Raw genomic sequence first — 25,596 nt, forward strand, 5'->3', positions numbered from 1 at the left:
CATCAGTAGCGGGCATCCAGCGGACGCTTGTCCTTCGGCCAGTCCTTGATCTTGTCCGGGAAGTCCGGGCGCGGCTGGTGCGAAAAGTACTCCGCGACGTCCACTGCGTCCTGGTCGCTGAGGCCGCCCTGGCCGAGCGGGAAGCGTTCCTGGAAGCCGATCGGCATGTTGTGCTTGACGAAGGCGGCAGCGGTGAAGGTCCGCGCCATGCCGGCGCCGATATTGAACGACTCGTCGCCCCACAGCGGTGGGAAGAGCATCTCGCCGGCACTGTTCCTCAGCCCCTCGCCATTCTCGCCATGACACACCGCGCATTGTCGGGCGTAGACCTTGCGGCCGTTCTCCGGGTCGGGCTTCAGCGCCGGGTCGACCTTGCCGACGCCGCGGCCGGCGACCTTGTCCTGCGGCCGGGTGTTGTTCTTCATCCAGTCGAAGTAGGCCACCATCGCCTGCATGTCGGCAGAGTCCGGCGGCAGAGGCTTACCGTTCATCGAGCGCCGGAAGCAGCCGTTGATGCGTTCCTCCAGGCCGATGACCTTGCCCGCCCGGGGCGCGTAGCTGGGGAAGAACGCCGAGACGCCGACGAAGGGCGAGCCGTCGGCTACGGTTCCGGCGTTCAGGTGGCAACTGGTGCAGTTCAACTGGTTGCCGACGTTCGCCGGCAGCAGCTTGCGGGTCTCCAGGTGCAGGCGCATGCCGCGTACCACCTGTTCGGCGTTCGGCGCCGCGAGCATGTCCGCCAGGCGTGGAGAGACGAAGGTCGTGGCCGGGCCGTTGCCGGCCTCGATCCGCTGGCGCAGTTTCTTCACCTGGCCGGCATCGATCGACGAACCCTGGTTGCCCCAACTGCTGCGGACGAAGCTGAGGATCTCGGCGATTTCGCGGTCTTCCAGCTGGGCGAAGCCGGGCATGGTGTAGACCCGCGAGTGGGTTGCGGTCTGCGCGGTTTTCCAACCGGTAAGGGTGATATGCAGTAGCGTGCTCGGGTTGGCCGAAGCGACCGTGGGGTTGCCGGCCAGCGGCGGGAACATGCCCGGGACGCCGCTGCCGTCCTTGCGGTGGCAGTCGGAGCAGAACTGCGCGTAGCCGAGACCGCCCCGCGAGCTGTACAGGTCGACCGGTGCTGCCAGTGGGCGTTCGCTGTCGGGCATGGGCAGGTCGTCCTTGCCGGCCGGCAGGGACTTCAGGTAGCTGGCGATGGCCAGCAGATCGTCGTCGCTGAAGTGCTGGGTGCTGTGGTGGATGACATCGGTCATGCTGCCGGACACCGTGGCGAAGCGGTTCTGCCCGGTCTTCAGCAACTGCACGGTGTCCTCCACCGTCCACAGGTTGCGCAGGCTCAGGGCTTGCCATTGTTCGACGGTTTCTCCGGCGAGGTAGAACTGCCCGGAACGACCGGCTTCGCTCATGGCTTTTTCCTGGAAGGCGATGCCGCGCGGAGTATGGCAGGCGCCGCAGTGGCCGAGCCCCTGTACCAGGTAGGCGCCGCGGTTGATCACCGGGTCCGCGTCGCTGGAGGGGGTGAACGGCGCGTCGTCGAGGAACGCCCAGTTCCACAGCGACAGGCCCCAGCGCTGGTTGAACGGCCAGCTCATCGCGCTCGGCGTATTCGCCTGGGTGACGGGTTGCACGCCGTGCATCAGGTAGGCGTACAGCGCACGCATGTCTTCTTCGCTGATCTTGGCGTAGGACGGGTAGGGCATCGCCGGATAGAGATTCACTCCCTCGGCGGTCACCCCCTTGCGCATGGCGCGGTCGAACTCTTCGAAGCTGTAGCGGCCGATGCCGGTCTCCCGGTCGGGAGTGATGTTGGTCGAGTAGATGGTACCCATTGGCGTCTTCAGCTCCAGGCCGCCGGCCATCGGCGCGCCCTGCGGGCCGGTATGGCAGGCGATGCAGTCGCCGAGCTGGGCCACGTAGCGGCCTTTTTCGATGAGCGCAGCGTCCGTGGTCGGTTCGCTGGCATGGAGCAGGGGAACGATGGAGCACAGTGCGCCGAGCAAGCCGAGGCGCGGGAAAGAAGCAGGCATTTCCTCATCCTTAGGCGTAGGCCTGGGGCGGTCCCCTCGGCCACGGTCCATTCTTTTTTTCGTTATGCGGCCGTCGGCAGGACGACGGTCACGCCGCTGTTGTAACGGCTTTCAGGCGAGGTCGGCTTGATGTGGATCAGGCAGGAATCCCTATCGCGGCGAGGGGCTGCCGGCGTGCTCGGGCGAGGCGTTGCGGAAAGACCGGGACATGAGGAAAGTGACTCCGGGAAGGTCGTCCGTGACCTTCCCGGAACCGGCCGGAGGCGCCTTTGCCTCCGTTCGTGCGATCCGCCTCCCGGGCAGCGGCGCACGGATGACGCGTCCTGGCGTCATCGCAAAGGCTCAGCGCAGGGCGCGGGCGTAGCAGAAGAGGAACAGGTTGCGTACCAGCTCCTTGAGGATCAGCGGTTCGCTCGAGTTCAACTCGTGCAGGTCAAGGCCGCCCTGGTCACGCAGTTCGTCCAGCGCGTCTTCTTCCAGGACTGCGCAGATTTCCCCGGTTTCCCGGTGCAGGATCCGCAGGTAGGGGTGTGGCCGATCAAGCCAGGCATCGATCAAATAAGTCATGGCGCTCATCTCCGTGACAAGACTGTGAGATGAGAATAATTCTTATTATCGTAATAGCAAGTCTTGATCGTGCCTTTCGTCGCAAAACGAAAACGCCGCCGTGAAAACGGCGGCGTTCGTCACAAGTCGAGCCCGGTTCAGTGGGTTCGGGCGACAGCGAATTCGCTGAGTTCGACCAGGGCGGAGCGGTATTCGTTGTCCGGCAGCGTATCCAGGCAGGCGATGGCGCGGGCGGCGTAGTCGCGGGCGAGGTTGGCGGTATAGTCCAGGGCGCCGGCTGCCTCGACGGCGGCACAGACGCTCTCCAGGTCCTGGCTGCCACCTTGCTGGATGGCTTTGCGTACCAGCGCGGCCTGTTCCTCGGTGCCGTCGCGCATGGTGACGATCAGCGGCAGGGTGGGCTTGCCTTCGGCGAGGTCGTCGCCGACGTTCTTGCCGAGGGTCGCGGCGTCGCCGCGGTAGTCGAGCAGGTCGTCCACCAACTGGAAGGCGATTCCCAGGTAGTCGCCGAAGCGGCGCAGTGCCTCGGACTGTTCCTCGCCGGCCTGGCACAGCGCGGCGGCGCTGTGGGTCGAGGCCTCGAAAAGCATCGCGGTCTTGCCGCGGATCACTTCCATGTAGGTCTCTTCGGTAGTGCTGGCGTCGCGTACCTTGGACAATTGCAGCACTTCGCCCTCGGCGATCACCCGGGTGGCCTGGGATATGATGCGCATGACCGGCATGGAACCCAGCTCGACCATCATTTCGAAGGAGCGGGCATAAAGGAAGTCGCCTACCAGCACGCTCGGCGCGTTGCCCCACAGGGCATTGGCGGTGGAGCGGCCGCGGCGCAGGCCGGAGGCGTCGACCACGTCGTCGTGCAGCAGAGTGGAGGTGTGCAGGAATTCGATGGTGGCGGCCAGCAGGCAGAGGTCGTCGCCCTTGTAGCCCAGGGTCTTGCCGGCGAGCAGGACCAGCAGCGGGCGCAGGCGCTTGCCGCCGGCGGAGATGATGTAGTCGCCGATCTTTTCCACCAGGGGAACGCGGGAGGTGAGTTGGCGACGGATGATCCCGTCGACGGCGGTGAAATCTTCCGCCACCACGCGGTAGAAGGCCTGGGGTTGCATCAGTGACAATAGCTCCACAAAGATTGCGCGGCATGCTAGGTGGCAGGGGGGGGACTGTCAAGGAAAGGCCCGTGGCACTTGCCTCGGCCTGGACCTTTCCGTACAATCGCGGGCCCTGAACTTCCTTGGCATACCCTGCCTTACGCAATTGCACGGGCGTCCGATCCGACCCCATGCAGCCATGCCGGCCGATTCCTACTTCTATAAAGCGTCGGGTGAGCAGGTTTAACGGAGATACACATGTACGCAGTGATTGTTACCGGTGGCAAGCAGCACAAAGTCACCGAAGGCGAATTCCTCAAGGTCGAGAAACTCGACGTCGCTACCGGCGAAGCGATCGATTTCGACCGCGTCCTGCTGGTTGCCAATGGCGAAGACGTGAAAATCGGCCTGCCGGTCGTCGAAGGTGCGAAGGTTACCGCTGAAGTGGTTTCCCACGGCCGTCACGACAAGGTCCGCATCATCAAGTTCCGCCGTCGTAAGCACCACATGAAGCGTCAGGGCCACCGCCAGTGGTTCACTGAAATCAAGATCACCGGCATTCAGGCCTAATTCCTTTCTGGAGGATATGACTCATGGCACACAAAAAAGCTGGCGGTTCTACCCGCAACGGCCGCGACTCAGAAAGTAAACGCCTTGGCGTGAAACTGTTCGGCGGCCAGGCTGTAAAGGCTGGCAACATCCTGGTTCGTCAGCGCGGCACCAAATTCCACGCCGGTTACGGCGTTGGCCTGGGCAAGGACCACACCCTGTTCGCGAAAGTGGACGGCGTGGTCAAGTTTGAGACCAAAGGCGCCTTTGGTCGCAAATACGTGAGCATCGTTGCTGCCTAAGCAATAGCTCGCTGAAAAAGCCCTGTCTAGCGACGGGGCTTTTTTGTTTCTGCGCCGGCTTCCGGCCATGCCCTGCTTTCGGGGCATCCTGTATCCTATGTTTTTTTCTGTTAACCCGCCCTCGTGGTGGGAGGCATATCCATGAAATTCGTCGATGAAGTATCAATCCACGTGAAAGCCGGTGACGGCGGCAATGGCCTCATGAGCTTTCGTCGCGAGAAGTTCATCGAAAAGGGCGGTCCCAACGGCGGCGACGGTGGCGACGGCGGTTCCATCTACCTGGAAGCCGACGTCAACCTGAACACCCTGGTCGACTATCGCTACACCCGCCGTTTCGATGCCCAGCGCGGCGAGAACGGCGGCAGCAAGGACTGCACCGGGGCCAAGGGCGACGACCTGATCCTGCCGGTGCCGGTCGGTACCACCGTGATCGACGCCAATACCCAGGAAATCATCGGCGACCTGACCGAGCCCGGTCAGCGGCTGATGGTCGCTCAGGGCGGCTGGCACGGCCTCGGTAACACTCGTTTCAAATCCAGTACCAATCGGGCGCCGCGCCAGACCACCCCGGGCAAGCCGGGTGAGGCGCGCGACCTCAAGCTGGAGCTGAAGGTGCTGGCCGACGTCGGCCTGCTGGGACTGCCGAATGCCGGCAAGAGCACTTTCATCCGCGCAGTGTCCGCGGCCAAGCCGAAGGTGGCCGACTATCCGTTCACCACCCTGGTGCCGAACCTCGGCGTGGTCAGTGTCGGTCGCTACAAGAGCTTCGTGGTCGCCGACATTCCCGGCCTGATCGAAGGTGCCGCCGAAGGCGCCGGGCTGGGCATTCGCTTCCTCAAGCATCTGGCGCGGACCCGCATCCTTCTGCATCTGGTGGACATGGCGCCGCTGGACGAAAGCGATCCGGCCGATGCCGCCGAGGTCATCGTTCGCGAGCTGGGTCGCTTCAGTCCGGCGCTGACCGAGCGCGAGCGCTGGCTGGTGCTGAACAAGATGGACCAGATCCTCGATCCGGCCGAGCGCGAGGCGCGCAAGCAGGCGGTGATCGAGCGGTTGGGCTGGGAAGGCCCGGTCTATGTGATCTCCGCCCTGGAGCGCGATGGCACCGAGGCGCTCAGCCAGGACATCATGCGCTATCTCGACGAGCGTACCCTGCGCCTGGAAGAAGATCCGCAGTATGCCGAGGAACTGGCCGAACTCGACCGACGTATCGAGGACGAGGCGCGGGCCCGTCTGCAGGCCCTGGACGATGCGCGCGCGCTGCGGCGTTCGGGTCTGAAGAACGCCGGTGCGGTGGATGACGATGATTTCGATGATGAGGAAGACGACGGCGACGGTCCGGAGATCTTCTACGTTCCCTGATGGCGTGATACCCCGCCGGGCGGGCCGGCGGGGCTGAAGAGTCGAAGCCTGGGCTTCTAAGGTTGAGGGTATGCGGGACAAGGTGACTGGCGCGCGGCGCTGGGTGGTGAAGATCGGTAGCGCCCTGCTGACGGCCGATGGCCGTGGGCTGGATCGCAATGCCATGGCCGTTTGGGTCGAGCAGATGGTGGCGCTGCATTGCGCCGGCATCGAGCTGGTGCTGGTGTCGTCCGGCGCCGTCGCCGCCGGTATGAGCCGCCTGGGCTGGGTGTCCCGACCTAGCGCGATGCACGAACTCCAGGCCGCCGCCTCGGTGGGGCAAATGGGGTTGGTGCAGGCCTGGGAGTCCAGCTTCGCCCTGCATGGCCTGCAGACCGCCCAGGTGTTGCTGACCCATGACGACCTCTCCGACCGCAAGCGCTACCTGAACGCCCGCAGCACCCTGCGGACCCTGGTCGAGCTGGGCGTGGTCCCGGTGATCAACGAGAACGACACGGTGGTCACCGACGAGATCCGCTTCGGCGACAACGACACCCTGGCGGCACTGGTGGCCAACCTGGTCGAGGCCGACCTGCTGGTGATCCTTACCGATCGCGACGGGATGTTCGACGCCGATCCGCGCAACAATCCCGATGCCCAACTGATCTACGAGGCGCGTGCCGATGATCCGCAGCTCGATGCGGTGGCCGGCGGCAGTGCCGGCGCCCTGGGGCGCGGCGGAATGCAGACCAAGCTGCGGGCGGCGCGCCTGGCGGCGCGTTCCGGCGGGCATACGGTGATCGTCGGCGGGCGTATCGAGCGTGTCCTCGACCGCCTGCGCGCCGGCGAACGCCTCGGCACCCTGTTGACCCCTGATCGCAGTCGCAAGGCGGCGCGCAAGCAATGGCTGGCCGGCCACTTGCAGATGCGCGGCACCCTGGTGCTGGACGATGGGGCGGTGAAGGCGGTGAGCCAGGATCACAAGAGCCTGTTGCCGGTTGGGGTCAAGGCGGTCCAGGGCAGCTTCCGTCGCGGCGAGATGGTGGTCTGTGTGGACCAGGGCGGGCGCGAAGTGGCGCGCGGCCTGGTCAACTACAGTGCGCTGGAGGCGCAGAAGATCCTCGGTCAGCCGACGGATGCCATCGAGGCCTTGCTCGGCTACGTGGATGGGCCGGAGCTGGTGCATCGCGACAATCTGGTTCTGGTCTGAGGAGAGGGCGAATGCGCAAGCTCGCGGGGTTGCTGGGTGGTCTGCTGCTGTTGCCGGCGCTTGCCGGGGCGGAGGAGATCGGCGAGGTTTCCACGGTGTTCAAGTGGGTCGGGCCGAACGACAAGATTGTCGTCGAGGCTTTCGACGATCCCAAGGTGCAGGGCGTGACCTGCTATCTGTCGCGCGCCAAGACCGGTGGGGTCAAGGGCGGCCTGGGGCTGGCGGAGGATCGCGCCGAGGCGTCGATCGCCTGTCGCCAGGTGGGGCCGATCCAGTTCAGTGGCGAACTCAAGGATGGCGAAGAGGTGTTCAAGCAGCGCACTTCGCTGGTGTTCAAAAGCATGCAGGTGGTGCGCTTCTTCGATCGCAAGCGCAATGCCTTGGTCTATCTGGTCTACAGCGACCGGGTGATCGAAGGTAGTCCGCAGAACGCGGTGACGGCGATTCCTCTCATGCCATGGCCGACCGCTCGCTGAAGCGAGCGAGTCGCTGGCAATAAAAAACCGGCCATTGGCCGGTTTTTTATTCGAGCAAGGCGTGCCTTAGGCGGCAGCGGTGCTGAGGGCCTTGATGTGGCCGCTCAGACGGCTCTTATGACGAGCAGCCTTGTTCTTGTGGATGATGCCTTTGTCAGCCATGCGGTCGATCACCGGTACAGCGGCGGTGAAGGCGGCCTGGGCTTTTTCCAGGTCCTTGGCGTCGATGGCTTTCACGACGTTCTTGATGTAGGTGCGCACCATGGAGCGCAGGCTGGCGTTGTGGCTGCGACGCTTCTCAGCCTGTTTGGCGCGTTTTTTGGCGGAAGGTGTGTTGGCCACCGTCGAGCTCCTCGAAAAAACTGGGTAAATAGCGAACAAATTAAGGCCGCGAATAATGCCGTCGCCTCCAGGGGTTGTCAAGGGGCTGCGCATGCGGCCGGAAAGATCGGCGACGGATGTCGCCTGCTTTCTTGCGGGTGATTTATTCCGGCGCGCATTCTACACTCGGCGCGCCCTCGCGGACCGCCGTTCGGCGGCGAGGGCGCACTCGCGCGATGAACCGGCCCGGCCGGTCGCGGTCTTGGACAGGATCAATTTCGACATGCCGGCAGCCCGACATCCATGAATCTTCTCAAATCATTGGCGGCGGTGAGTTCCATCACCATGCTGTCGCGGGTCCTCGGCTTCGTCCGCGATACCATCCTGGCGCGGATCTTCGGTGCCGGCCTCGCCACCGACGCCTTTTTCGTCGCCTTCAAGCTGCCCAACCTGTTGCGGCGGATCTTCGCCGAGGGGGCGTTTTCCCAGGCTTTCGTGCCGATCCTGGCAGAGTACAAGAACCAGCAGGGCGAGGAGGCGACGCGGACCTTCATCGCCTACGTTTCCGGCTTGCTCACGCTGGTGCTGGCGCTGGTCACGGCGCTCGGCATCCTCGCCGCGCCCTGGGTTATCTGGGTCACCGCGCCGGGCTTCGCCGATACCCCGGAAAAGTTCGCCCTGACCACCGACCTGCTGCGGGTGACCTTTCCTTATATATTGCTGATCTCGCTGTCGTCCCTGGCCGGCGCGATCCTCAACACCTGGAACCGCTTCTCGGTGCCGGCCTTCGTGCCGACCCTGCTGAACGTCGCAATGATCGGCTTCGCGCTGTTCCTCACGCCTTATTTCGATCCGCCGGTCATGGTGCTGGGCTGGGCGGTGCTGGCCGGCGGCCTGTTGCAGCTCCTCTATCAACTGCCGCACCTGAGGAAGATCGGCATGCTCGTGCTGCCGCGCCTGAACCTCAGGGACAGCGGCGTCTGGCGGGTGATGAAGCTGATGCTGCCGGCGATCCTGGGGGTCTCGGTGAGCCAGATCTCGCTGATCATCAACACCATCTTCGCCTCGTTCCTGGCAGCCGGTTCGGTGTCCTGGATGTACTACGCCGACCGCCTCATGGAGCTGCCTTCCGGCGTATTGGGCGTGGCGCTGGGGACGATCCTCCTGCCGATGCTGGCGAAGACCTATTCGAACAAGGATCGCCATGAGTACTCGCGCCTGCTCGACTGGGGCCTGCGCCTGTGCTTCCTGCTGGTGCTGCCGTGTTCGCTGGCCCTGGCGATCCTCGCCGAACCTCTGACCGTCTCGCTGTTCCAGTACGGCAAGTTCACCACGGTGGACGCGGCGATGACCCAGCGCGCGCTGGTCGCCTACTCCGTCGGCCTGCTCGGCATCATCCTGGTCAAGGTTCTGGCGCCGGGCTTCTATGCCCAGCAGAACATCCGTACGCCAGTGAAGATCGCGCTCTTCACCCTGGTTTCCACCCAACTGATGAACCTGGCCTTCATCGGCCCGCTTCAGCATGCCGGCCTGGCCCTGTCCATCGGCCTGGCCGCCTGCCTGAATGCCGGCCTGCTCTACTGGCAACTGCGCAAGCAGCGTCTGTACCTGCCGCAACCGGGCTGGGCGAAGTTCCTGGTCAAGCTGGTGGTCGCGGTGCTGGCGATGTCGGCGGTGCTGCTGGCCACGATGCACTGGCTGCCGGCCTGGGAGCAGGGCGCCATGCTGGAGCGATTCCTGCGCCTCGGCCTGCTGGTGGTTGCCGGTCTCCTGGCCTATTTCGGTATGCTCGCGCTGCTGGGTTTCCGCCTGCGCGACTTTTCCCGCCGGGCGGTGCTGTGAAGCGCGTCCGGGCTGGCGGCGGGATCATGCCGTTTTGCCTGTTGTCCGGCGCCCGGTACGCGTATAATCGACCACTTTCTGAGCAATAAGCGTGCTATGCAGCTGCTTCGCGGACTACACAACCTGCAGCCCCTGGCCGGGGGCTGCGTCGCCACCATCGGTAACTTCGACGGCGTCCACCTCGGGCACCAGGCTATCCTGGCGCGTCTGCGCGAGCGCTCGCTGGAGCTGGGCGTACCCAGCTGCGTGGTGATTTTCGAGCCGCAGCCGCGCGAGTTCTTCTCCCCCGATTCGGCGCCGGTGCGCCTGACCCGCCTGCGCGAGAAACTCGAGTTGCTGCGTGGGCAGGGCGTCGACGTGGTGCTCTGCCTGGCCTTCAACCGCCGCTTGCGCGAGCTGTCGGCAGCCGAGTTCGTCCGCCAGGTCCTGGTCGATGGACTGGCGGTGCGGCATCTTGAAGTGGGCGACGATTTCCGTTTCGGCTGCGACCGCTCCGGTGACTTCGCCTTCCTGGTGAACGCCAGTCGCGAGCAGGGGTTCACCGTCGAGGCGGCCACCACCGTCGAACTGGACGGTGTGCGGGTGAGCAGCACGCGGGTCCGCCAGGCCCTGGCCGAGGGCGACCTGCATCTCGCCGAGCGCCTTCTGGGGCGTCCCTTCAGCCTGAGCGGACGGGTCCTGCATGGACAGAAACTCGGCCGGCAACTGGGCTCGCCCACGGCCAACATTCAACTGAAACGGCGCAAGGCGCCGTTGAACGGGGTCTACCTGGTCAGTACGCTGGTCGATGGCCAGCGTTGCCAGGGGGTGGCGAACATCGGCACCCGCCCTTCGGTGAACGGCGACGGCCGTCCCCATCTGGAAGTGCACCTGCTCGATTTCGCCGGCGATCTATACGGCCGGCATCTGCAGGTGACCTTCCACCAGAAGCTGCGCGACGAGCAGCGTTTTGCCTCCCTGGAGGCACTCAAGGCGGCGATTCTCGCGGATATCGCCGCCGCCCGGGCCTACTGGCTGGGCCAACCGCTTGATTGAAGAGATCCTGAACAGGCCCTGAGATGACCGACTACAAAGCGACGCTAAACCTTCCGGAAACCGCCTTCCCAATGAAAGCCGGCCTGCCCCAGCGCGAGCCGGAAACCCTGAAGTTCTGGAACGACATCGGTCTGTACCAGAAGCTGCGGGCCATTGGCGGCGACCGTCCGAAGTTCGTCCTGCACGATGGCCCTCCGTACGCCAACGGCAGCATTCACATCGGTCACGCGGTCAACAAGATTCTCAAGGACATCATTGTCCGCTCCAAGACCCTGGCGGGCTACGACGCGCCCTATGTGCCGGGCTGGGATTGCCACGGCCTGCCCATCGAGCACAAGGTCGAGACCACCCACGGCAAGAATCTTCCGGCGGACAAGACCCGCGAACTGTGCCGCGAATACGCGGCCGAGCAGATCGAAGGGCAGAAGGCCGACTTCATCCGCCTGGGCGTGCTCGGCGAGTGGGACAACCCCTACAAGACCATGAATTTCGCCAACGAGGCGAACGAAATCCGCGCCCTCGCGGAAATGGTCAAGCAGGACTTCGTGTTCAAGGGCCTGAAGCCGGTCAACTGGTGCTTCGACTGTGGTTCGGCGCTGGCCGAGGCCGAGGTCGAGTACGCCGACAAGAAGTCGCCGACCATCGACGTCGGCTTCCCGGTGGCGGATGCCGACAAGCTGGCCGCGGCCTTCGGCCTGGCGGCCCTGGACAAGCCGGCGCAGATCGTCATCTGGACCACCACGCCCTGGACCATCCCCGCCAACCAGGCGCTGAACGTGCATCCGGAGATCGACTACGCGCTGGTCGATGCCGGCGATCGCTACCTGGTGCTGGCCGAGGCCCTGGTCGAGTCCTGCCTGGCGCGCTACCAGCGCGAGGGCAAGGTGGTCGCCACCGCCAAGGGCGAGGCGCTGGAACTGATCAACTTCCGCCATCCGTTCTACGAGCGCCTGTCGCCGGTCTACCTGGCCGACTACGTGGCCCTCGATGCCGGCACCGGTATCGTCCACTCGTCGCCGGCCTACGGCGAAGACGACTTCTATACCTGCAAGCGCTACGGGATGAGCAACGACGACATCCTCAGCCCGGTGCAGAGCAACGGCGTCTACGTCGACTCGTTGCCGTTCTTCGGCGGCCAGTTCATCTGGAAGGCCAACCCCAACGTGGTGGCCAAGCTGGAAGAGGTCGGCAGCCTGCTGGCCCACGAAACCATCAATCACAGCTACATGCACTGCTGGCGGCACAAGACGCCGCTGATCTATCGCGCCACCGCGCAGTGGTTCGTCGGCATGGACAAGCAGCCCAGGCAGGGTGCTTCCCTGCGCGAGCGAGCGCTGGAAGCCATCACCCAGACCGAATTCGTCCCGGGCTGGGGCCAGGCGCGCCTGCACGGAATGATCGCCGGGCGTCCCGACTGGTGCATCTCGCGCCAGCGCAACTGGGGCGTACCGATCCCGTTCTTCCTGCACAAGGCCAGTGGCGAACTGCATCCACGCACCGTGGAGCTGATGGAAGAGGTCGCGCAGCGAGTCGAGAAGGAAGGCATCGAAGCCTGGTTCAAGCTCGACGCCGCCGAGCTGCTCGGCGAGGAGGCCGCGCAGTACGAGAAGATCAACGACACCCTGGACGTCTGGTTCGACTCCGGCACCACCCATTGGCACGTGCTGCGTGGTTCCCACCGGATCGGCCATGCCAGCGGCCCGGTCGCCGATCTCTACCTGGAAGGTTCCGACCAGCACCGCGGCTGGTTCCACTCCTCGCTGCTGACCGGCTGCGCGATCGACAACCATGCGCCGTACCGCCAGTTGCTGACCCACGGTTTCACCGTCGACGAGTCCGGCCGCAAGATGTCCAAGTCGCTGGGCAACACCGTGGTGCCGCAGACCGTCATCGATACCCTGGGCGCCGACATCCTGCGCCTGTGGGTGGCTTCGACCGATTACTCGGGCGAGATCGCGGTATCCCAGCAGATTCTCCAGCGTAGCGCCGATGCCTACCGGCGGATCCGCAATACCACGCGCTTCCTGCTGTCCAACCTGAACGGTTTCGATCCGGCCACGGATCTGCTGCCGCCCCAGGAAATGCTGGCCCTGGATCGCTGGGCGGTCGATCGCGCCCTGCTCTTGCAGCGCGAGATCGAAGAGGCGTACCGCGAGTACCGCTTCTGGAACGTCTATTCCAAGGTGCACAACTTCTGCGTACAGGAGCTGGGCGGGTTCTACCTGGACATCATCAAGGACCGCCAGTACACCACCGGCGCCAACAGCGTCGCCCGGCGCTCCTGCCAGACCGCACTGTTCCACATCGCCGAGGCCCTCGTGCGCTGGATCGCCCCGATCCTGGCGTTCACCGCCGAGGAAGTCTGGAAATTCCTGCCCGGCGAGCGTGCCGAGTCGGTAATGCTCGCCACCTGGTACGACGGCCTCAGCGAACTGCCGGCCGACGTGACGCTGAATCGCCAGTACTGGGAGCAGGTCATGGCGGTGAAGGCCGCGGTCAACAAGGAGCTGGAGAACCAGCGCGCGGCCAAGGCCGTGGGCGGCAACCTGCAGGCCGAGGTCACCCTGTATGCGGAAGACGCGCTGCAGGCCCAATTGGCCAAGCTGGGCAACGAGCTACGCTTCGTCCTGATCACCTCGACCGCGACCCTGGCGCCGCTGTCGGCGGCTCCGGCCGACGCGGTGGACAGCGAAGTCGCCGGCCTCAAGCTGAAAGTGGTCAAGTCGACCCACGCCAAGTGCGGTCGTTGCTGGCACCATCGCGAGGACGTCGGTCAGCACGCTGCGCATCCTGACCTGTGCGGTCGCTGCATCGAGAACATCGAAGGCAGCGGCGAGGTTCGCCACTATGCCTGACGTCGATCGTTTCGGGCGCTTGCCCTGGTTGTGGATCACCGTGCTGGTGTTCGTCCTCGACCAGGTCAGCAAGGCGTTCTTCCAGGCCGAACTGAGCATGTACCAGCAGATCGTGGTGATCCCCGATCTGTTCAGCTGGACCCTGGCCTACAACACCGGAGCCGCCTTCAGCTTCCTGGCCGACAGCTCGGGCTGGCAGCGCTGGCTATTCGCCCTGATCGCCATCGTCGTCAGCGCGATCCTGGTGGTCTGGCTGAAACGCCTGAAGAAAGGCGAGACCTGGTTGGCCATCGCCCTGGCGCTGGTGCTCGGCGGCGCCCTGGGCAACCTCTACGACCGCATGGTCCTTGGCCACGTGGTGGACTTCATCCTGGTGCACTGGCAGAACCGCTGGTACTTCCCGGCGTTCAACCTGGCCGATAGCGCCATCACCGTCGGCGCCGTCATGCTGGCGCTCGACATGTTCAGATCGAAGAAATCCGGAGAAGCCGCCCATGGCTGAGTCGACCCGCATTGGCGAGGAGAGCCGCGTCACCCTGCATTTCGCCCTCAAGCTGGAGGACGGCAACGTCGTCGACAGCACCTTCGACAAGCAGCCGGCCTCGTTCAAGGTCGGCGACGGCAACCTGCTGCCGGGCTTCGAACAGGCGCTGTTCGGCTTGAAGGCTGGCGACAAGCGCACCCTGAGCATTCTTCCCGAACAGGGCTTCGGCCAGCCGAATCCGCAGAACGTGCAGATCATGCCGCGCGACCAGTTCCAGGACATGGAGCTGGCCGAGGGCCTGCTGGTGATCTTCAACGACGCGGCCAAGACCGAACTGCCGGGCGTGGTCAAGGCGTTCGATGAGCAGCAGGTGACCGTCGACTTCAATCATCCGCTGGCCGGCAAGACCCTGGCCTTCGAAGTCGAGATCATCGACGTCCAGCCGGCCTGAACCGTCGGTCGCTGCGCCCTTCCCAAGCGGGGAGGGCGGTAGCAAGGTTCATTCGTCCAATCACCGCGTCGCCCACGAGACCGCCATGCAAATCAAACTCGCCAATCCCCGCGGCTTCTGCGCCGGCGTGGATCGCGCCATCGAGATCGTCAACCGTGCCCTCGATGTCTTCGGCCCGCCGATCTACGTGCGTCACGAGGTGGTGCACAACAAGTTCGTCGTGGACAACCTGCGCCAGCGCGGCGCCATCTTCGTCGAGGAACTCGATCAGGTGCCGGACAACGTCATCGTCATCTTCAGCGCCCACGGCGTTTCCCAGGCGGTCCGCAAGGAAGCCGAGGGGCGCGGCCTGAAGGTTTTCGACGCGACCTGCCCGCTGGTGACCAAGGTGCACATGGAAGTGGTGCGCTACAGCCGCGACGGCCACGAATGCGTGCTGATCGGGCATGAAGGGCACCCCGAGGTGGAAGGCACCATGGGCCAGTACGATGCCAGCAACGGCGGTGCCATCTACCTGGTGGAGGACGAGGCCGACGTCGCCGCGCTGGAGGTGCGCAAGCCCGAAGCCCTGCACTACGTGACCCAGACCACCCTGTCGATGGACGACACCTCGAAGGTCATCGATGCCCTGCGCGCCAAGTTCCCGCAGATCCAGGGACCGCGCAAGAACGACATCTGCTATGCCACCCAGAACCGCCAGGATGCCGTGAAGGAACTGGCCGACCAGTGCGACATGGTCCTGGTGGTGGGCAGCCCCAACAGTTCCAACTCCAACCGCCTGCGCGAACTCGCCGAGCGGATGGGCACGCCGGCCTACCTGATCGACGGCGCTGAGGACATGCAACGCGGCTGGTTCGACGGTGTGCGTCGCATCGGAATCACCGCAGGCGCTTCCGCGCCGGAAGTGCTGGTGCGCGGCGTGATCGCCCAGCTACGCGAGTGGGGGGCGTCGGAGGAGCAGGAACTGGAGGGGCGGGAGGAGAACATTACCTTCTCGATGCCCAAGGAACTGCGGGTCAAGGCTTTGTGAACCGTGCGCAATGAAAGAGCCCCTCTCGTAGAGGGGCTCTTTCGTTTCAGCGCCAGCAGTCGTTGACGGTGCTGTTGTTGCCGGTCTTGCCGGCTGCGCCGCGTTCGCCGAGCTGATTGAGGGTCAGCTTGCCGCAGGTCTTGTCGCGGGTCTGCGAGTTGATCGGCGTGGCGGTCAGGGTATAGGTGGTGCTGGTGGGCGTCGCTATGGTGAGGTTGTACAGGTTGTTCGGCGAGTTGGCCGAACTCATGCCCAGCTTGGCCACGTCCTTGGTGTAGCCGACCCCGGGGTTCTGCGAGTAGTAGCGTTCCTGGCGCGCGGCCGCGTCCGAGAGCAGCGCCTGCCCCTCGGTGCGGTTGGAGCGGATCACGTAGTTCTGGTAACTGGGAATGGCGATGCCGAGGAGGATGCCGATCACCGCCACTACCACCACCATTTCCAGCAACGTGAAGCCCTTCTGTCTTGTCCTCATCGGGGCTGCTCCTCCCCGTCCTGGCGGGGCTGTTCTTTCTCGATCATCTCGGCCAGCTCCTGTTCGCTCATCTGTTTGTGAATGTAGATATCGGTGATGGTGGACCACGGCTGGCTGACGGTGCCAGAGTAGGACACCACGGAGCCCGGCTTGACCTGGAACAGGCTGGGCATGCCGTTCCTGACGGTGCTGTTGGGCAGGCGGTAGAGCCGGTGGTCGATGTCCACCAGGTTCTTCTCGACCTGGACTTCGAAGACCACGCCAGCGCCTTCGAAGGTCTGGGGATCTTCGGCCCAGCAGAGGCCGGGAACGGCCAGGGCCAGCAGCATAGGCAGCACTTTCATATCAGTTCTTTCCTTCGATGGGGCGCCAGTTCTGGCGGCCACGGGTGTTCGGACCGGGGTTCACGGTCAGGCATTCGCCCGAGGAGCAGACTTCCGGATTGCCCTGTTCGTTGGTGCTCAGCGTCAAGCCTCCCAGGCCTTTCTGCTCGGTACCGGATACCGCGACGTTCTGCTTGTTGTAGCTGTAGTCGGATTTCGAGTCCACGACGCCCTGGCGTGCCAGGTCGAACACGGTGAAGCTGGTGCGACCGCCGGTATAGGGATCGAGGCCATAGGTCCAGTTGCTGGCGCCGTCGGCACAGGGGTCATCGTTCGGGGTGATGGTTTGCAGCAGCACCACCTGGCCGATGGCGATCATGTCCTCGATCAGCATCTCGCCCTTCAGGGTGCCGTTGACCATGAAGTCCAGATACCAGCCGGACTGCTTGGTGCTGCCGTCATTGTTCAGCCAGTTGACCGGGTTCTGACTGGCGATGCGAATGGTGCGAGCGGTCGAGGCGAAGGTCGAGTCGGCCTGGAGGTCCAGTGTCTGCTGCTGCAGGTTGCCGCGCGTCAGTCGGGGTGTGCTGCCCGCGGCTTCGCCCTTGGTTTGCTGGTCCCAGATGCCGTAGAGCGTCTGGGCGCGGCTGGTATCGGCCCGGGCGTCGGCGTTCTCGAAATACTTGCCGGTACCGAAGATCACGATGTAGCCCTTGCGTGTCGGATGGCGAACCAGCGAGGGCGCGGCGGTGATCGCTTGCGCCGCGCCGGCGGAGTCGACTGCCGAATAGAGCGGCTGGCCACCGAAAGACACCCTGAAGCTCGAGGCCACCGCCGGGCCGTCGTTGGCTCGGCTGAACGGATCGTCCTGGTTGACCTTGCCGGCGATCAGGTCGAAGCGCCAGAGGTTGCCTTGCAGGTCGCCGGCGTAGGCGTAGTCGGCTACGCCGTCGCTGTTGTTGTCTGCCAGGCGAGGGCTGGATAGGCCGTTGGGTACGCCGGTCCTGCCGGTGACTTCCAGTTTGCGGGTGATGGCCCCGGTCTCCAGGTCGATGATCAGCAGCGCGGCCTTGTCGTTCAGGCTGGAATAACCGTTTCCGGTGACCACGGCCCACTTGCCGTTGTGCAGCCGGGCGACCGTGGGTTTGGGGAAGCTGTAGCCAAGGTCGGGCTCCTGGTCCACGCCGATTTCCCAGAGCAGCTTGATGTTGGCGGGATCGGTCACGTCGAGGGCGAACAGGCCCTTGCCGCCGGCGCGCAGGCTGCCGATCAGCACGGTATGCCAGGCGCCGCCGAAGAAGGCGTCGGCGACCACCGGCGAGCCGTCGACGTAGAACTGGTGGGCGCCGCCCTGGTAGCCGCGGGCGGTCAACTTGTGGAGCTTCTCGAAGACCGCGCTTGGGATGAAGGCGAAGGTCTCGTTACCGTCGGTATCGAAACCGTGCAGCATGCCGTCGTTGGCGCCGACGTATACCCGCGGGGCACGGGTTTTCTGTGCTTCTGCGAACGTGGAGTAGTTGCCGCTGGGCTCGATCGGCTGGGCCAGGTAGGTCAGGTACTGGGCCTTGCCGACCGTCGCCGGCGAGGAGTTGATGATATCGCCGAGGATCGAGTTGCGGGTGCGGAAGTTGTCGCTGTTCTCCTTGCTGCGATCGCCGCGCAGGAAGGCCACGCGGTCCTGGCCCTTGGTGTCGGCGACATCGTTGCGGTCCGGATCGCGGTTCAACTGCCGCTGCTGGTCGGCGCTGAGGCTGCCCCAGGTGAACTCCTTGAGGCCCGAGGTACCGGATCCGGCCATCATGATCTTGCGGCCAGCTCCACCGTTGGGCATCGCGTCGAGGATGCTCTGCGCGCTCCACAGCTTGGTCTGCACGGTGGCCTTGTCCTGGGTGGTCAGGCTGTAGCGGGTCAGGTCGCCAGCCCAGTTCTTGTCGCTGGCGAAGCTGGTCTGGTAGGCGAAGCGGGTCAGCTTGTCGCCAGTGTCGTCTTCCTGCAGGGACGAGCTGATGGCGGGGCGGGATGCCGGCAGGTCCTTGCCCGAAATTCGGTTGAGGATGTCCTGGAAGGCCGCGACCAGTTGGTCCGGCGAGTCGGCGCTGAAGAACTCGCCCCGGGAGTTCACTGCGGCGTGCCACAGGTCATAGACGTTGTTGCTATGGTTATTCGAAGCGTTCGGCCAGCTGAGGCGCCCGGCGGCGATTTCGTCATAGCCGCCGGAGTAGGTGGAACCCTCCCACTTCGGGCTGGTGAGGCTGGTGGTCAGGCCCAGGCCCAGGGTATAGGTCACCATGTGCTGCCAGGTCGCCGGATCGTTGCGCGGATTCCAGTACTCCGCCGAGGGATTGGCCTGGTCCGGGTAGGGAATGTACGGCTTGATATTGTCGTCGATATCCGGCCGGGCATCGGTGGCCCAGTAATGGAAGGCCTGGTCGGCCAGGGTATTGGACGCAGCATCCCTGTAAGGCGTCTGGCTGCTGTAGCTCTTGCCATCGGGGAGGCTACGACTCGTGCTGTCGGCATTGCCTACGCTGGCCGAGTCGTTGTTCCAAAGACCATCGGTCATCAGAATGTGATAGCTGCCACGGCAGCTGTATTCCGGCGAGGTCTGGGTACCAGGTCGATAGGCATAGGGGCCGTTGACGCCGGTCTTCTTGAGAAACTCCCCTGCTCGAGTCATGGCCTGACGCAGCGGAGTACCACCTCCGACCGACAGGTTCTCCAGCCAGTTGAAGAAGTTCACCCGATGTTGCCCGGTGAAGTCTCTCAGGTAGTTGTTGTAACAGTTACTGGAGCCACTGCCGATCAGGCACGAGGAACTGTTCAGTAGTTGCCAACTGATCCGGGCGTTTTCAGGCAGGCTGTAGAACGCCAGGTTAGCGGCGGTCTGGGTGGCCAGGGCGCGGGTACGATAGAAGGAGTACCAGTTGGCGAAGTTCTGCTGCTGGGCCGCGCCGCTGATTTCCACACGGGTGTAGCAACTCGAAGTGGTGAGGCTGCAACCGCGGCCCCCGCTGTATTGGTAGTAGAAGGCAGGAGCCCCGTACCAGTCGATGCTGGACTCGGTGCCTGCTCCCGATCCGCCCTGGTACTGCACCGTTGGCCTGTAGTCACGGGAAAGGTTTACCCGGCCTTCCTGAGTGAAACCGTTGCGCCATGCCGCGGTGAAGCTGGGCTTGGAATAGTCCTGCACCTGGATCTGGCCATTGGAAAGGGTCACCTTTTTCGGCAGCTTGTACTGGGTATTCGGGTCGAAGTACATCGGGTTGTAGCTGTTCGACGCGAAATAGACGTTGTTGCGGCTGTTGACCAGGCTATCCGGTGCATAGGCATAAGCCATACTGCCCGAGTCGTCGAGAGTCACCAGCATGTTCGGGGCGACGCCCTGGATCAGCATCAGCGGCTGCTGGCTGACCGACAGGGCGGCGGCGTGGGTGGTCTGGGCGGAGAGCAGGACGGCGCCGCTGAGCGCGGCTGCCAGCGAGGTCTTGCCGATCTGGTGGAGTGCCGATTTCATGCGAGGCTCGATCAGTTGGTATAGAGACGGGCGAGAACGGTCTGCAGGACGGTTTCGCTGTTGGTCTGGTTGCGCGCGACGCTATTGGTCTCGTAGTAGAAGGTGCCGATGCCGCGCATCAGGTTGCCGTATTCGGGGCTTTCCGCTTCGTTGACCTGGCCGCCCGAGGGAATGGGCAGGTTGTTCCACTGCACGCTGTAGAGCGTGCCCGCGGTGGTCGCGCTGCTGATGTCGCTGCCGCGGTAACTCATCCAGGTATTGGCGATGCCCTTCAGCACGCCGACCGGATTCTGGTGGGTGTCCGCCAGCTTCAGGTTCAGCGCGGCGAGGTCCAGTAGGCAGGGGCGGGCCACGTTGTCGGCCGTACAACCGGTGCCGGGCTCCGGCGGACGCAGGGTGTTGACGAAGCGCCGCTCGCCTTCGCGGAGTCCGGACTCGGCGGCGTTCTGCAAGCGAGTCTGTTCGATGACGTTGCCGGTGATGCGGCTTTCCAGTACCACTTCGCGCATGCTCGAGACCGCCAGCAGGGTGACGATCACCAGGATCGCCAGGGCGATGACCAGCGTGGCGCCGCGCTGTTGTGCAGGGAAGTTGTTCATGGCACGAGATTCCTGAGTGTCTGGCTGCCCTTGGCGATCTGGTAGAGGCGGTCCTTGTCGTTGCCTTGCAGGCTGGTCTTGGACGAGGGGTAGAGCGTGATCCAATCGTCCAGGGTCTTGCTGTCGCCCTGGCGCAGGTTCTTGTCGCTGGCCATCAGCGCGGAGTAGCGCAGGGCACGCACCGGACGGTCGGCGATGTTGGCCTGTTCGACGAAGCTTTCCACCTCGCGTTTGCCGGCCATGGTCGGGCCGACGCCGTACTCGAGCTTGAAGTCGACCAGGCCGCTTACGATCTCCTGGCCTTTTTCCTTGATTGTCTGCGCGGAGCAGGCGAGGCTGCCGGGGACATCGGCGGTCGCGGGAACGAACAGAACGCGTGCGGTGATGGCCTGGGCGGTAGCGAAGGGATCGCTAGGGGTGGTGATCGAGTTGCCTTCGCAGTCGTAGGCTTCGCCTGGCGCCGGTTGATAGCGGTAGCAGAATCCGCTCTGGCCGGCCTTGACCACGGCGGGCACCAGGGTCGAGCCGGCTTTGAATGCCTCGCAATAGGCGGTTTTCTGCTGCGCCGGGAAGGCAAACTCGTTGGGGTCGTCCGCACGCCTACGGAAACCCACCTTGGCCAGTTGCTGGTCCAGGAACATCATGGCGAAGCGTCCGTTTTCCTGGTTGCCTGCCTGGCCTTGCTGGAACAGGTAGTTGCGCTTGTTGTCCAGGTAGATCTGGGTAATCCCGAGAATCAGGAAGCTGCTGATGGCGAGGGCCACCAGTAGTTCGATCATGGACAGGCCCGATTGCCGTCGGGAGCGGTTGTTCATGCTCATGGCTCGACCCTGAGGGTGTAGTAGCAGAGGGAGGTGTCGGCGCTGCTGTCGGCGGCGTTGACGCAGGCGCCTTGCTTGCCGCGCCAGGCAAGGCGGATTTCCAGCATGGAGCCCTTGCCGTCGCAGTCGCCCGGCTTCGAGCTGCGGCAGATGTAGTAGTCGCTCTTCAGCAGGTCGCCAGCGCCTGGCAGTTCGTTCTTCACCTGTTCCGCCCAGCATCCCAGGCGGTCCTTGATCGCGTCGGGCAATGGCGTGCAGGAGGACGGCGCGGTGGGGAACGCCGACCCCTTGGCCTTGAAGAAGTCGGATTGCGTGGCCATCTGGTCCTTGACGTCGTACAGCGCCTTCGGGCTCGCCCGCATGCTTTCCAGCAGGTTGCTGCCGAGCATGGCTGCCTTGTTGCGCTCGACCGAGTCGGCGGTGTACTGGATGGTCTTGCCCTGCATGGCGATCATGCCCAGCACGCCGATGCTGATCAGCAGCAGGGCGACCAGCACTTCGATCATGCTGAAGCCGGATTGGTGCAGCGACCTGTGTCGCGATTTCAATAGCATGACTGGGGCGCCTTGGAGGAAGGTTCGAGTTGGATCCGGCCGGCCTGGCTGATGCTCAGCACGCGGCCCCCGTCGGTCTTGCCGTTCTGGCAGATTGCGAAGGTTCGTTCCGTTGGCGGTACGAGGGTACCGTTGGCCGTGAAGGTCAGATGTTCCACGGCGCTCTTTTCCTTCGCTGTCAGCGTGGCGGCACGGAAGCCGTCGTGTTTGCGCAGGGGCGCGGCGATCGAGCCGGAGGCCAGGACACCTATGCTCAGGCCCTTGCCCCAGTCCTTGTCCTTCAGCGCCTGGATGCTGATCGCGCGCCTCTGGGACACGGCTTCGCTGCGAGCGTACTGCAGCATCGCATTGAGTTCCTCGGCGGCGCTCTGCAGTTCGTTGCGTTCTGTCAGCTGCTTGAAGTTCGGAATGGCGAAGCTCGCCATGATGGCCAGCAGGACGACGATGATCAGCAACTCGATCAGGGTGAAGCCGGTCGAGTTGGAACGATATGACATGCGGTTGCTCCAGGGGGTCTACGCCTGGAAAGCATGCCAAACGGGCCTGGGAGCGTCTTGCGGTCGTTGACGGTCGGCCCGTGGGGCAGGACAACTGGTCCATGATCATCCGGAAGTGCTGCATAGCTCACGTTTCTCCCGGTTCTCCCTGGCGCTCGCGGTACGGAGCCGGCCCTGCCGGTTGAGGATCAGTTGCCAGGCAACGGTATGCCTTCCGCAGAGCAGAAACCGCCCGTTGTGAATGTTGAGCTGGCCGCTGGGGAGGAACCTGAGGCGGTTCGAACGGTTCCAGCGGAGCCTTTCCTTCTTTGCAAGCGCGCGTCCCACGAGAAGCCGTTCCCCACCGTCTTCCGCAAGCAGCCAGCCCTCTCCCCAGTCGCTGCCGCAGTGACGGCCATCGGTCGACGGACAGAGCGTCACCGGGCGCTGGTAGGCGACGGCATGGGTTCTGCCCAGCTGGATGCTCGCGCTCAGCTCGTGCAACACACTTCGCTCGCGATTGCCGTCCAGCCAGGCTGCCATCCCGGGCAGCGCCAGGCTTCCCAGTATTCCCAGCAGAACCAGCGCAAACAGCAGCTCGGTGAGCGTCAACGCTCTCTGCGACCTTTCGACCATGGCAGGCGGTCCTTTTGCTCGTATCATTCCGCGACGGTCGTATCTCGCCGGATTTTCCCCGTTGCCTCAATCAGCTGCGGGATGAGGCGTATGACCGACTTTTCTGCAACCCCTGTGTGATCGTGGAGGCCCTGGTGTCGGAAAGAGTTGTGGTAGTGGGCGCTGGCGTCATCGGCCTGTTGACCGCCCGGGAGCTGGCGCTCGCCGGACTGCGGGTGACCCTGGTGGAGCGGGGCGAGAGTGGGCGTGAGGCATCCTGGGCGGGAGGCGGGATCGTCTCGCCGCTCTATCCGTGGCGCTACAGCCCGGCGGTGACCGCCCTGGCGCACTGGTCGCAGGACTTCTACCCGGCCCTGGGGCAGCGTTTGCTCGACGAGACCGGGCTCGATCCCGAGGTCCATACCGTTGGCCTGTACTGGCTGGACCTGGACGACCAGACCGAGGCACTGCAGTGGGCACGCAAGCACACCCGGCCGTTGAAGGAAGTGCCGATCGAGGAGGCCTACGCGGCGGTGCCCGGGCTGGGCGCCGGCTTCCAGCGGGCGGTCTACATGTCGGGCGTGGCCAATGTGCGCAATCCTCGCCTGGCGCGCTCATTGCGGGCATCCCTGCAACAATTCGCCAATCTCGAACTGCATGAGCAGACGGAGGTGCGCGGCTGGTTGCGCGACGGCGATCGAGTGCTCGGCGTGGCGACCTCGCGTGGCGAGATCCGTGGCGACAAGGTGCTGCTGGCGGCGGGCGCCTGGAGCGGCGAGTTGTTGAAGCCGCTTGGCCTGGAACTGCCCGTGGTACCGGTGAAAGGGCAGATGATCCTCTACAAGTGCGCGGCGGATTTCCTGCCGCGCATGGTGCTGGCCAAGGGGCGCTACGCGATTCCGCGGCGCGACGGCCACATCCTGATCGGCAGCACCTTGGAACATTCGGGCTTCGACAAGACGCCGACCGACGAGGCGCTGGAAAGCCTCAGGGCGTCTGCGGCAGAACTGTTGCCGGAACTGGCGGACATGCAGCCGGTGGCCCACTGGGCAGGGTTGCGCCCGGGCTCTCCCGAAGGCATCCCCTATATCGGTCCGGTGCCTGGCTTCGACGGGCTCTGGCTGAATACCGGGCACTACCGCAACGGGCTGGTCCTGGCACCGGCGTCGTGCCGTCTGCTGGCGGATCTCATGAGCGGGCGGGAACCGATCATCGACCCGGTCCCCTACGCCCCGGCTGGTCGCCTCTGAGGAGCGAAAACCAAAAGGCCTGTCTTCGGACAGGCCTTTTCACTTTCAGTCGATGCCCAGCTTTTTCAGGCGGTAGCGCATCGAGCGGAACGTCAGGCCCAGGCGCTGGGCCGCGGCGGTGCGGTTCCAGCGGGTCTCCTCGAGCGCCTGCATGATCAGCTTGCGCTCGATGTCTTCCAGGTAGTCCTCGAGGTTGTCTATTTCGCTCAGGCTCGCGGCGCCTTCCTGGCTGGCACCCGGCGCATCGGCCAGGCGCAGGTCGTGAGGCTGGATCTGGTCGTCTTCGCACAGGGTGTAGGCGCGCTCCAGCATGTTTTCCAGCTCGCGGACGTTGCCCGGGAAGCGGTAGTTCTTCAGCTTCTCCTGTGCGTCGCCGGTCAGCCTGGCGGCCGGCAGGCCGGTGTCGCCGGCCAGGCGCTTGAGGATGCGTTCGGCGAGCAGCGGGATGTCCTCGCGGCGTTCGCGCAGCGGCGGTACGCGCAGCTCGATGACGTTGAGGCGGTAGTAGAGGTCCTGGCGGAAGCGCCCGGCGCCGACTTCGGCGGCGAGGTCCTTGTGGGTGGCGCAGAGGATGCGCACGTCGACGGCGACCTCCTGCTGGCCGCCGACCGCGCGCACGGCCTTTTCCTGGATCGCCCGGAGCAGTTTGACCTGCATGGCCATCGGCAGGTCGGCGACTTCGTCGAGGAACAGGGTGCCGCCGCTGGCGGCCTGGAACAGGCCCTGCTTGTCTTCGATAGCGCCAGTGAAGCTGCCTTTCTTGTGGCCGAAGAACTCGCTTTCCATCAGTTCGGAGGGAATCGCGCCGCAGTTCACCGGCACGAACGGCCGCTCGATACGTGGCCCCTGCTCGTGGATCAGGCGCGCCACCAGCTCCTTGCCGCTACCGGACTCGCCACTGATGTAGACCGGCGCCTGGCTGCGCGCCAGCTTGCCGATCTGGTTGCGCAGGGCGCGCATCGGCGGCGACTCGCCGAGCAGGCGGTTGTCCACCGGCGCTTCCTCGGCTTCCGGGTTGCGCAAGCGCAGGGCGGTTGCCACCAGCTCCCGCAAGCGACCGAGGTCGACCGGTTTGGTGAGGAAGTCGAAGGCACCGGCCTTGAGCGCCTGGATCGCGGTGTCCAGGCTGCCGTACGCGGTGATCATGGCCACCGGGGTCTGTGGATGGCGCTGCTGGATGTACTGGACCAGATCGAGGCCGCTGCCGTCCGGCAGGCGCATGTCGGTGAGGCACAGGTCGAACGGCTCGCGGGCCAGCAACTCGCGGGCTTCCTTGACGTTGCGGGCGCTGCGGGTGTCCAGCTTCATGCGGCCGAGAGTGATTTCCAGCAGTTCGCGGATATCCGGTTCATCGTCGACGATCAGGGCTTTTTGTCGGCTCATGCGTGCGG

25 protein-coding genes are annotated in these 25,596 nt (G+C 64.5%); 12 read left to right on the forward strand and 13 right to left on the reverse strand.

Going from position 1 to position 25,596, the window contains the following annotated elements:
• Positions 1-2: 2 nt before the first annotated feature.
• The 3 genes from HMPREF1224_RS32600 to HMPREF1224_RS32610 all read right to left on the reverse strand — a co-directional run bounded on the left by HMPREF1224_RS32600 (position 3) and on the right by HMPREF1224_RS32610 (position 3,703).
• Positions 3-2,030, reverse strand: coding sequence for a c-type cytochrome (locus tag HMPREF1224_RS32600; protein ID WP_010793784.1), 2,028 nt, complete (start codon positions 2,028-2,030; stop codon positions 3-5).
• 342 nt (positions 2,031-2,372) lie between these two features.
• Positions 2,373-2,597 (reverse strand): PA4570 family protein, encoded by a 225-nt coding sequence (locus HMPREF1224_RS32605; RefSeq protein WP_003094765.1) that lies wholly within the window; start codon positions 2,595-2,597, stop codon positions 2,373-2,375.
• A gap of 137 nt (positions 2,598-2,734) precedes the next feature.
• Entirely contained in the window at positions 2,735-3,703 is a 969-nt protein-coding gene (locus tag HMPREF1224_RS32610; RefSeq protein ID WP_003094763.1) for a polyprenyl synthetase family protein, read from the reverse strand.
• A 240-nt stretch (positions 3,704-3,943) separates the two neighbouring features.
• On the opposite strand from HMPREF1224_RS32610, the gene rplU reads away from it, so the two are divergent.
• From rplU to HMPREF1224_RS32635, 5 genes are all read left to right on the forward strand, one after another.
• On the forward strand, positions 3,944-4,255 hold the full coding sequence (gene rplU, locus HMPREF1224_RS32615; RefSeq protein WP_003094761.1) for a 50S ribosomal protein L21: 312 nt from the start codon (positions 3,944-3,946) through the stop codon (positions 4,253-4,255).
• A 23-nt stretch (positions 4,256-4,278) separates the two neighbouring features.
• Positions 4,279-4,536, forward strand: a complete 258-nt coding sequence (rpmA, locus tag HMPREF1224_RS32620) for a 50S ribosomal protein L27 (protein ID WP_003094760.1) — start codon at positions 4,279-4,281, stop codon at positions 4,534-4,536.
• 141 nt (positions 4,537-4,677) lie between these two features.
• On the forward strand, positions 4,678-5,898 hold the full coding sequence (cgtA, locus tag HMPREF1224_RS32625; RefSeq protein WP_003094758.1) for an Obg family GTPase CgtA: 1,221 nt from the start codon (positions 4,678-4,680) through the stop codon (positions 5,896-5,898).
• A gap of 70 nt (positions 5,899-5,968) precedes the next feature.
• Positions 5,969-7,087 carry a glutamate 5-kinase gene (gene proB, locus HMPREF1224_RS32630; protein WP_003094756.1) on the forward strand — a complete coding sequence of 373 codons (1,119 nt, stop codon included), beginning with the start codon at positions 5,969-5,971 and terminating at the stop codon, positions 7,085-7,087.
• An 11-nt stretch (positions 7,088-7,098) separates the two neighbouring features.
• Positions 7,099-7,563, forward strand: a complete 465-nt coding sequence (locus tag HMPREF1224_RS32635; protein WP_003094746.1) for a CreA family protein — start codon at positions 7,099-7,101, stop codon at positions 7,561-7,563.
• A 66-nt stretch (positions 7,564-7,629) separates the two neighbouring features.
• On the opposite strand, the gene rpsT is transcribed toward HMPREF1224_RS32635, so the two are convergent.
• On the reverse strand, positions 7,630-7,905 hold the full coding sequence (gene rpsT / locus HMPREF1224_RS32640) for a 30S ribosomal protein S20 (protein ID WP_003094744.1): 276 nt from the start codon (positions 7,903-7,905) through the stop codon (positions 7,630-7,632).
• 282 nt (positions 7,906-8,187) lie between these two features.
• Between rpsT and murJ the strand changes: the two genes are divergently transcribed.
• The 6 genes from murJ to ispH all read left to right on the forward strand — a co-directional run bounded on the left by murJ (position 8,188) and on the right by ispH (position 15,581).
• Positions 8,188-9,726, forward strand: a complete 1,539-nt coding sequence (gene murJ, locus HMPREF1224_RS32645) for a murein biosynthesis integral membrane protein MurJ (RefSeq protein ID WP_003102622.1) — start codon at positions 8,188-8,190, stop codon at positions 9,724-9,726.
• Between the two features lie 96 nt (positions 9,727-9,822).
• Positions 9,823-10,761 (forward strand): bifunctional riboflavin kinase/FAD synthetase, encoded by a 939-nt coding sequence (ribF, locus tag HMPREF1224_RS32650; protein ID WP_003102619.1) that lies wholly within the window; start codon positions 9,823-9,825, stop codon positions 10,759-10,761.
• 23 nt (positions 10,762-10,784) lie between these two features.
• Positions 10,785-13,616 (forward strand): isoleucine--tRNA ligase, encoded by a 2,832-nt coding sequence (ileS, locus tag HMPREF1224_RS32655; RefSeq protein ID WP_003102617.1) that lies wholly within the window; start codon positions 10,785-10,787, stop codon positions 13,614-13,616.
• Entirely contained in the window at positions 13,609-14,118 is a 510-nt protein-coding gene (gene lspA / locus HMPREF1224_RS32660) for a signal peptidase II (RefSeq protein WP_003102615.1), read from the forward strand. Before ileS ends, lspA begins: the two co-directional genes overlap by 8 nt.
• Positions 14,111-14,551 (forward strand): FKBP-type peptidyl-prolyl cis-trans isomerase, encoded by a 441-nt coding sequence (fkpB, locus tag HMPREF1224_RS32665; protein WP_003161775.1) that lies wholly within the window; start codon positions 14,111-14,113, stop codon positions 14,549-14,551. Before lspA ends, fkpB begins: the two co-directional genes overlap by 8 nt.
• A gap of 85 nt (positions 14,552-14,636) precedes the next feature.
• A complete protein-coding gene (gene ispH, locus HMPREF1224_RS32670; protein WP_003094724.1) occupies positions 14,637-15,581 on the forward strand; it encodes a 4-hydroxy-3-methylbut-2-enyl diphosphate reductase in 945 nt (314 codons plus the stop codon).
• Between the two features lie 46 nt (positions 15,582-15,627).
• Here ispH and pilE read toward each other — a convergent pair whose 3' ends face one another.
• The 8 genes from pilE to HMPREF1224_RS32710 all read right to left on the reverse strand — a co-directional run bounded on the left by pilE (position 15,628) and on the right by HMPREF1224_RS32710 (position 22,976).
• Entirely contained in the window at positions 15,628-16,053 is a 426-nt protein-coding gene (gene pilE / locus HMPREF1224_RS32675; RefSeq protein WP_003094721.1) for a type 4a pilus minor pilin PilE, read from the reverse strand.
• Positions 16,050-16,397 (reverse strand): type 4a fimbrial biogenesis protein PilY2, encoded by a 348-nt coding sequence (gene pilY2, locus HMPREF1224_RS32680; RefSeq protein ID WP_003102609.1) that lies wholly within the window; start codon positions 16,395-16,397, stop codon positions 16,050-16,052. Before pilY2 ends, pilE begins: the two co-directional genes overlap by 4 nt.
• Position 16,398: 1 nt before the next feature.
• Positions 16,399-19,890, reverse strand: a complete 3,492-nt coding sequence (pilY1, locus tag HMPREF1224_RS32685) for a type 4a pilus biogenesis protein PilY1 (protein ID WP_010793785.1) — start codon at positions 19,888-19,890, stop codon at positions 16,399-16,401.
• 11 nt (positions 19,891-19,901) lie between these two features.
• The gene (gene pilX / locus HMPREF1224_RS32690) at positions 19,902-20,489 is read right to left on the reverse strand and encodes a type 4a pilus minor pilin PilX (RefSeq protein ID WP_003112826.1); all 588 of its coding nucleotides are present in this window, start codon (positions 20,487-20,489) and stop codon (positions 19,902-19,904) included.
• Positions 20,486-21,310 (reverse strand): type 4a pilus minor pilin PilW, encoded by an 825-nt coding sequence (gene pilW, locus HMPREF1224_RS32695; RefSeq protein WP_003119422.1) that lies wholly within the window; start codon positions 21,308-21,310, stop codon positions 20,486-20,488. Before pilW ends, pilX begins: the two co-directional genes overlap by 4 nt.
• The gene (pilV, locus tag HMPREF1224_RS32700; protein WP_003119423.1) at positions 21,307-21,864 is read right to left on the reverse strand and encodes a type 4a pilus minor pilin PilV; all 558 of its coding nucleotides are present in this window, start codon (positions 21,862-21,864) and stop codon (positions 21,307-21,309) included. Before pilV ends, pilW begins: the two co-directional genes overlap by 4 nt.
• The gene (locus HMPREF1224_RS32705) at positions 21,855-22,361 is read right to left on the reverse strand and encodes a GspH/FimT family pseudopilin (RefSeq protein WP_003102598.1); all 507 of its coding nucleotides are present in this window, start codon (positions 22,359-22,361) and stop codon (positions 21,855-21,857) included. Before HMPREF1224_RS32705 ends, pilV begins: the two co-directional genes overlap by 10 nt.
• A 105-nt stretch (positions 22,362-22,466) precedes the next feature.
• Positions 22,467-22,976 carry a GspH/FimT family pseudopilin gene (locus HMPREF1224_RS32710; RefSeq protein WP_003102595.1) on the reverse strand — a complete coding sequence of 170 codons (510 nt, stop codon included), beginning with the start codon at positions 22,974-22,976 and terminating at the stop codon, positions 22,467-22,469.
• Positions 22,977-23,110: 134 nt separating this feature from the next.
• On the opposite strand from HMPREF1224_RS32710, the gene thiO reads away from it, so the two are divergent.
• Positions 23,111-24,205 (forward strand): glycine oxidase ThiO, encoded by a 1,095-nt coding sequence (gene thiO / locus HMPREF1224_RS32715; RefSeq protein ID WP_003119424.1) that lies wholly within the window; start codon positions 23,111-23,113, stop codon positions 24,203-24,205.
• 45 nt (positions 24,206-24,250) lie between these two features.
• On the opposite strand, the gene pilR is transcribed toward thiO, so the two are convergent.
• The gene (gene pilR / locus HMPREF1224_RS32720) at positions 24,251-25,588 is read right to left on the reverse strand and encodes a two-component system response regulator PilR (protein ID WP_003094694.1); all 1,338 of its coding nucleotides are present in this window, start codon (positions 25,586-25,588) and stop codon (positions 24,251-24,253) included.
• Positions 25,589-25,596: the final 8 nt, after the last annotated feature.

Source organism: Pseudomonas sp. P179, assembly GCF_000478485.2.
GTDB lineage: Bacteria > Pseudomonadota > Gammaproteobacteria > Pseudomonadales > Pseudomonadaceae > Pseudomonas > Pseudomonas aeruginosa.

Excerpts from the sequence above, each read along its gene's own strand:
- HMPREF1224_RS32600 (WP_010793784.1), bottom strand. The coding sequence starts at position 2,030 with ATGCCTGCTTCTTTCCCGCGCCTCGGCTTGCTCGGCGCACTGTGCTCC.
- HMPREF1224_RS32605 (WP_003094765.1), bottom strand. The coding sequence starts at position 2,597 with ATGACTTATTTGATCGATGCCTGGCTTGATCGGCCACACCCCTACCTG.
- HMPREF1224_RS32610 (WP_003094763.1), bottom strand. The coding sequence starts at position 3,703 with ATGCAACCCCAGGCCTTCTACCGCGTGGTGGCGGAAGATTTCACCGCC.
- rplU (WP_003094761.1), top strand. The coding sequence starts at position 3,944 with ATGTACGCAGTGATTGTTACCGGTGGCAAGCAGCACAAAGTCACCGAA.
- rpmA (WP_003094760.1), top strand. The coding sequence starts at position 4,279 with ATGGCACACAAAAAAGCTGGCGGTTCTACCCGCAACGGCCGCGACTCA.
- cgtA (WP_003094758.1), top strand. The coding sequence starts at position 4,678 with ATGAAATTCGTCGATGAAGTATCAATCCACGTGAAAGCCGGTGACGGC.
- proB (WP_003094756.1), top strand. The coding sequence starts at position 5,969 with ATGCGGGACAAGGTGACTGGCGCGCGGCGCTGGGTGGTGAAGATCGGT.
- HMPREF1224_RS32635 (WP_003094746.1), top strand. The coding sequence starts at position 7,099 with ATGCGCAAGCTCGCGGGGTTGCTGGGTGGTCTGCTGCTGTTGCCGGCG.
- murJ (WP_003102622.1), top strand. The coding sequence starts at position 8,188 with ATGAATCTTCTCAAATCATTGGCGGCGGTGAGTTCCATCACCATGCTG.
- ribF (WP_003102619.1), top strand. The coding sequence starts at position 9,823 with ATGCAGCTGCTTCGCGGACTACACAACCTGCAGCCCCTGGCCGGGGGC.
- ileS (WP_003102617.1), top strand. The coding sequence starts at position 10,785 with ATGACCGACTACAAAGCGACGCTAAACCTTCCGGAAACCGCCTTCCCA.
- lspA (WP_003102615.1), top strand. The coding sequence starts at position 13,609 with ATGCCTGACGTCGATCGTTTCGGGCGCTTGCCCTGGTTGTGGATCACC.
- fkpB (WP_003161775.1), top strand. The coding sequence starts at position 14,111 with ATGGCTGAGTCGACCCGCATTGGCGAGGAGAGCCGCGTCACCCTGCAT.
- ispH (WP_003094724.1), top strand. The coding sequence starts at position 14,637 with ATGCAAATCAAACTCGCCAATCCCCGCGGCTTCTGCGCCGGCGTGGAT.
- pilE (WP_003094721.1), bottom strand. The coding sequence starts at position 16,053 with ATGAGGACAAGACAGAAGGGCTTCACGTTGCTGGAAATGGTGGTGGTA.
- pilY2 (WP_003102609.1), bottom strand. The coding sequence starts at position 16,397 with ATGAAAGTGCTGCCTATGCTGCTGGCCCTGGCCGTTCCCGGCCTCTGC.
- pilY1 (WP_010793785.1), bottom strand. The coding sequence starts at position 19,890 with ATGAAATCGGCACTCCACCAGATCGGCAAGACCTCGCTGGCAGCCGCG.
- pilX (WP_003112826.1), bottom strand. The coding sequence starts at position 20,489 with ATGAACAACTTCCCTGCACAACAGCGCGGCGCCACGCTGGTCATCGCC.
- pilW (WP_003119422.1), bottom strand. The coding sequence starts at position 21,310 with ATGAGCATGAACAACCGCTCCCGACGGCAATCGGGCCTGTCCATGATC.
- pilV (WP_003119423.1), bottom strand. The coding sequence starts at position 21,864 with ATGCTATTGAAATCGCGACACAGGTCGCTGCACCAATCCGGCTTCAGC.
- HMPREF1224_RS32705 (WP_003102598.1), bottom strand. The coding sequence starts at position 22,361 with ATGTCATATCGTTCCAACTCGACCGGCTTCACCCTGATCGAGTTGCTG.
- HMPREF1224_RS32710 (WP_003102595.1), bottom strand. The coding sequence starts at position 22,976 with ATGGTCGAAAGGTCGCAGAGAGCGTTGACGCTCACCGAGCTGCTGTTT.
- pilR (WP_003094694.1), bottom strand. The coding sequence starts at position 25,588 with ATGAGCCGACAAAAAGCCCTGATCGTCGACGATGAACCGGATATCCGC.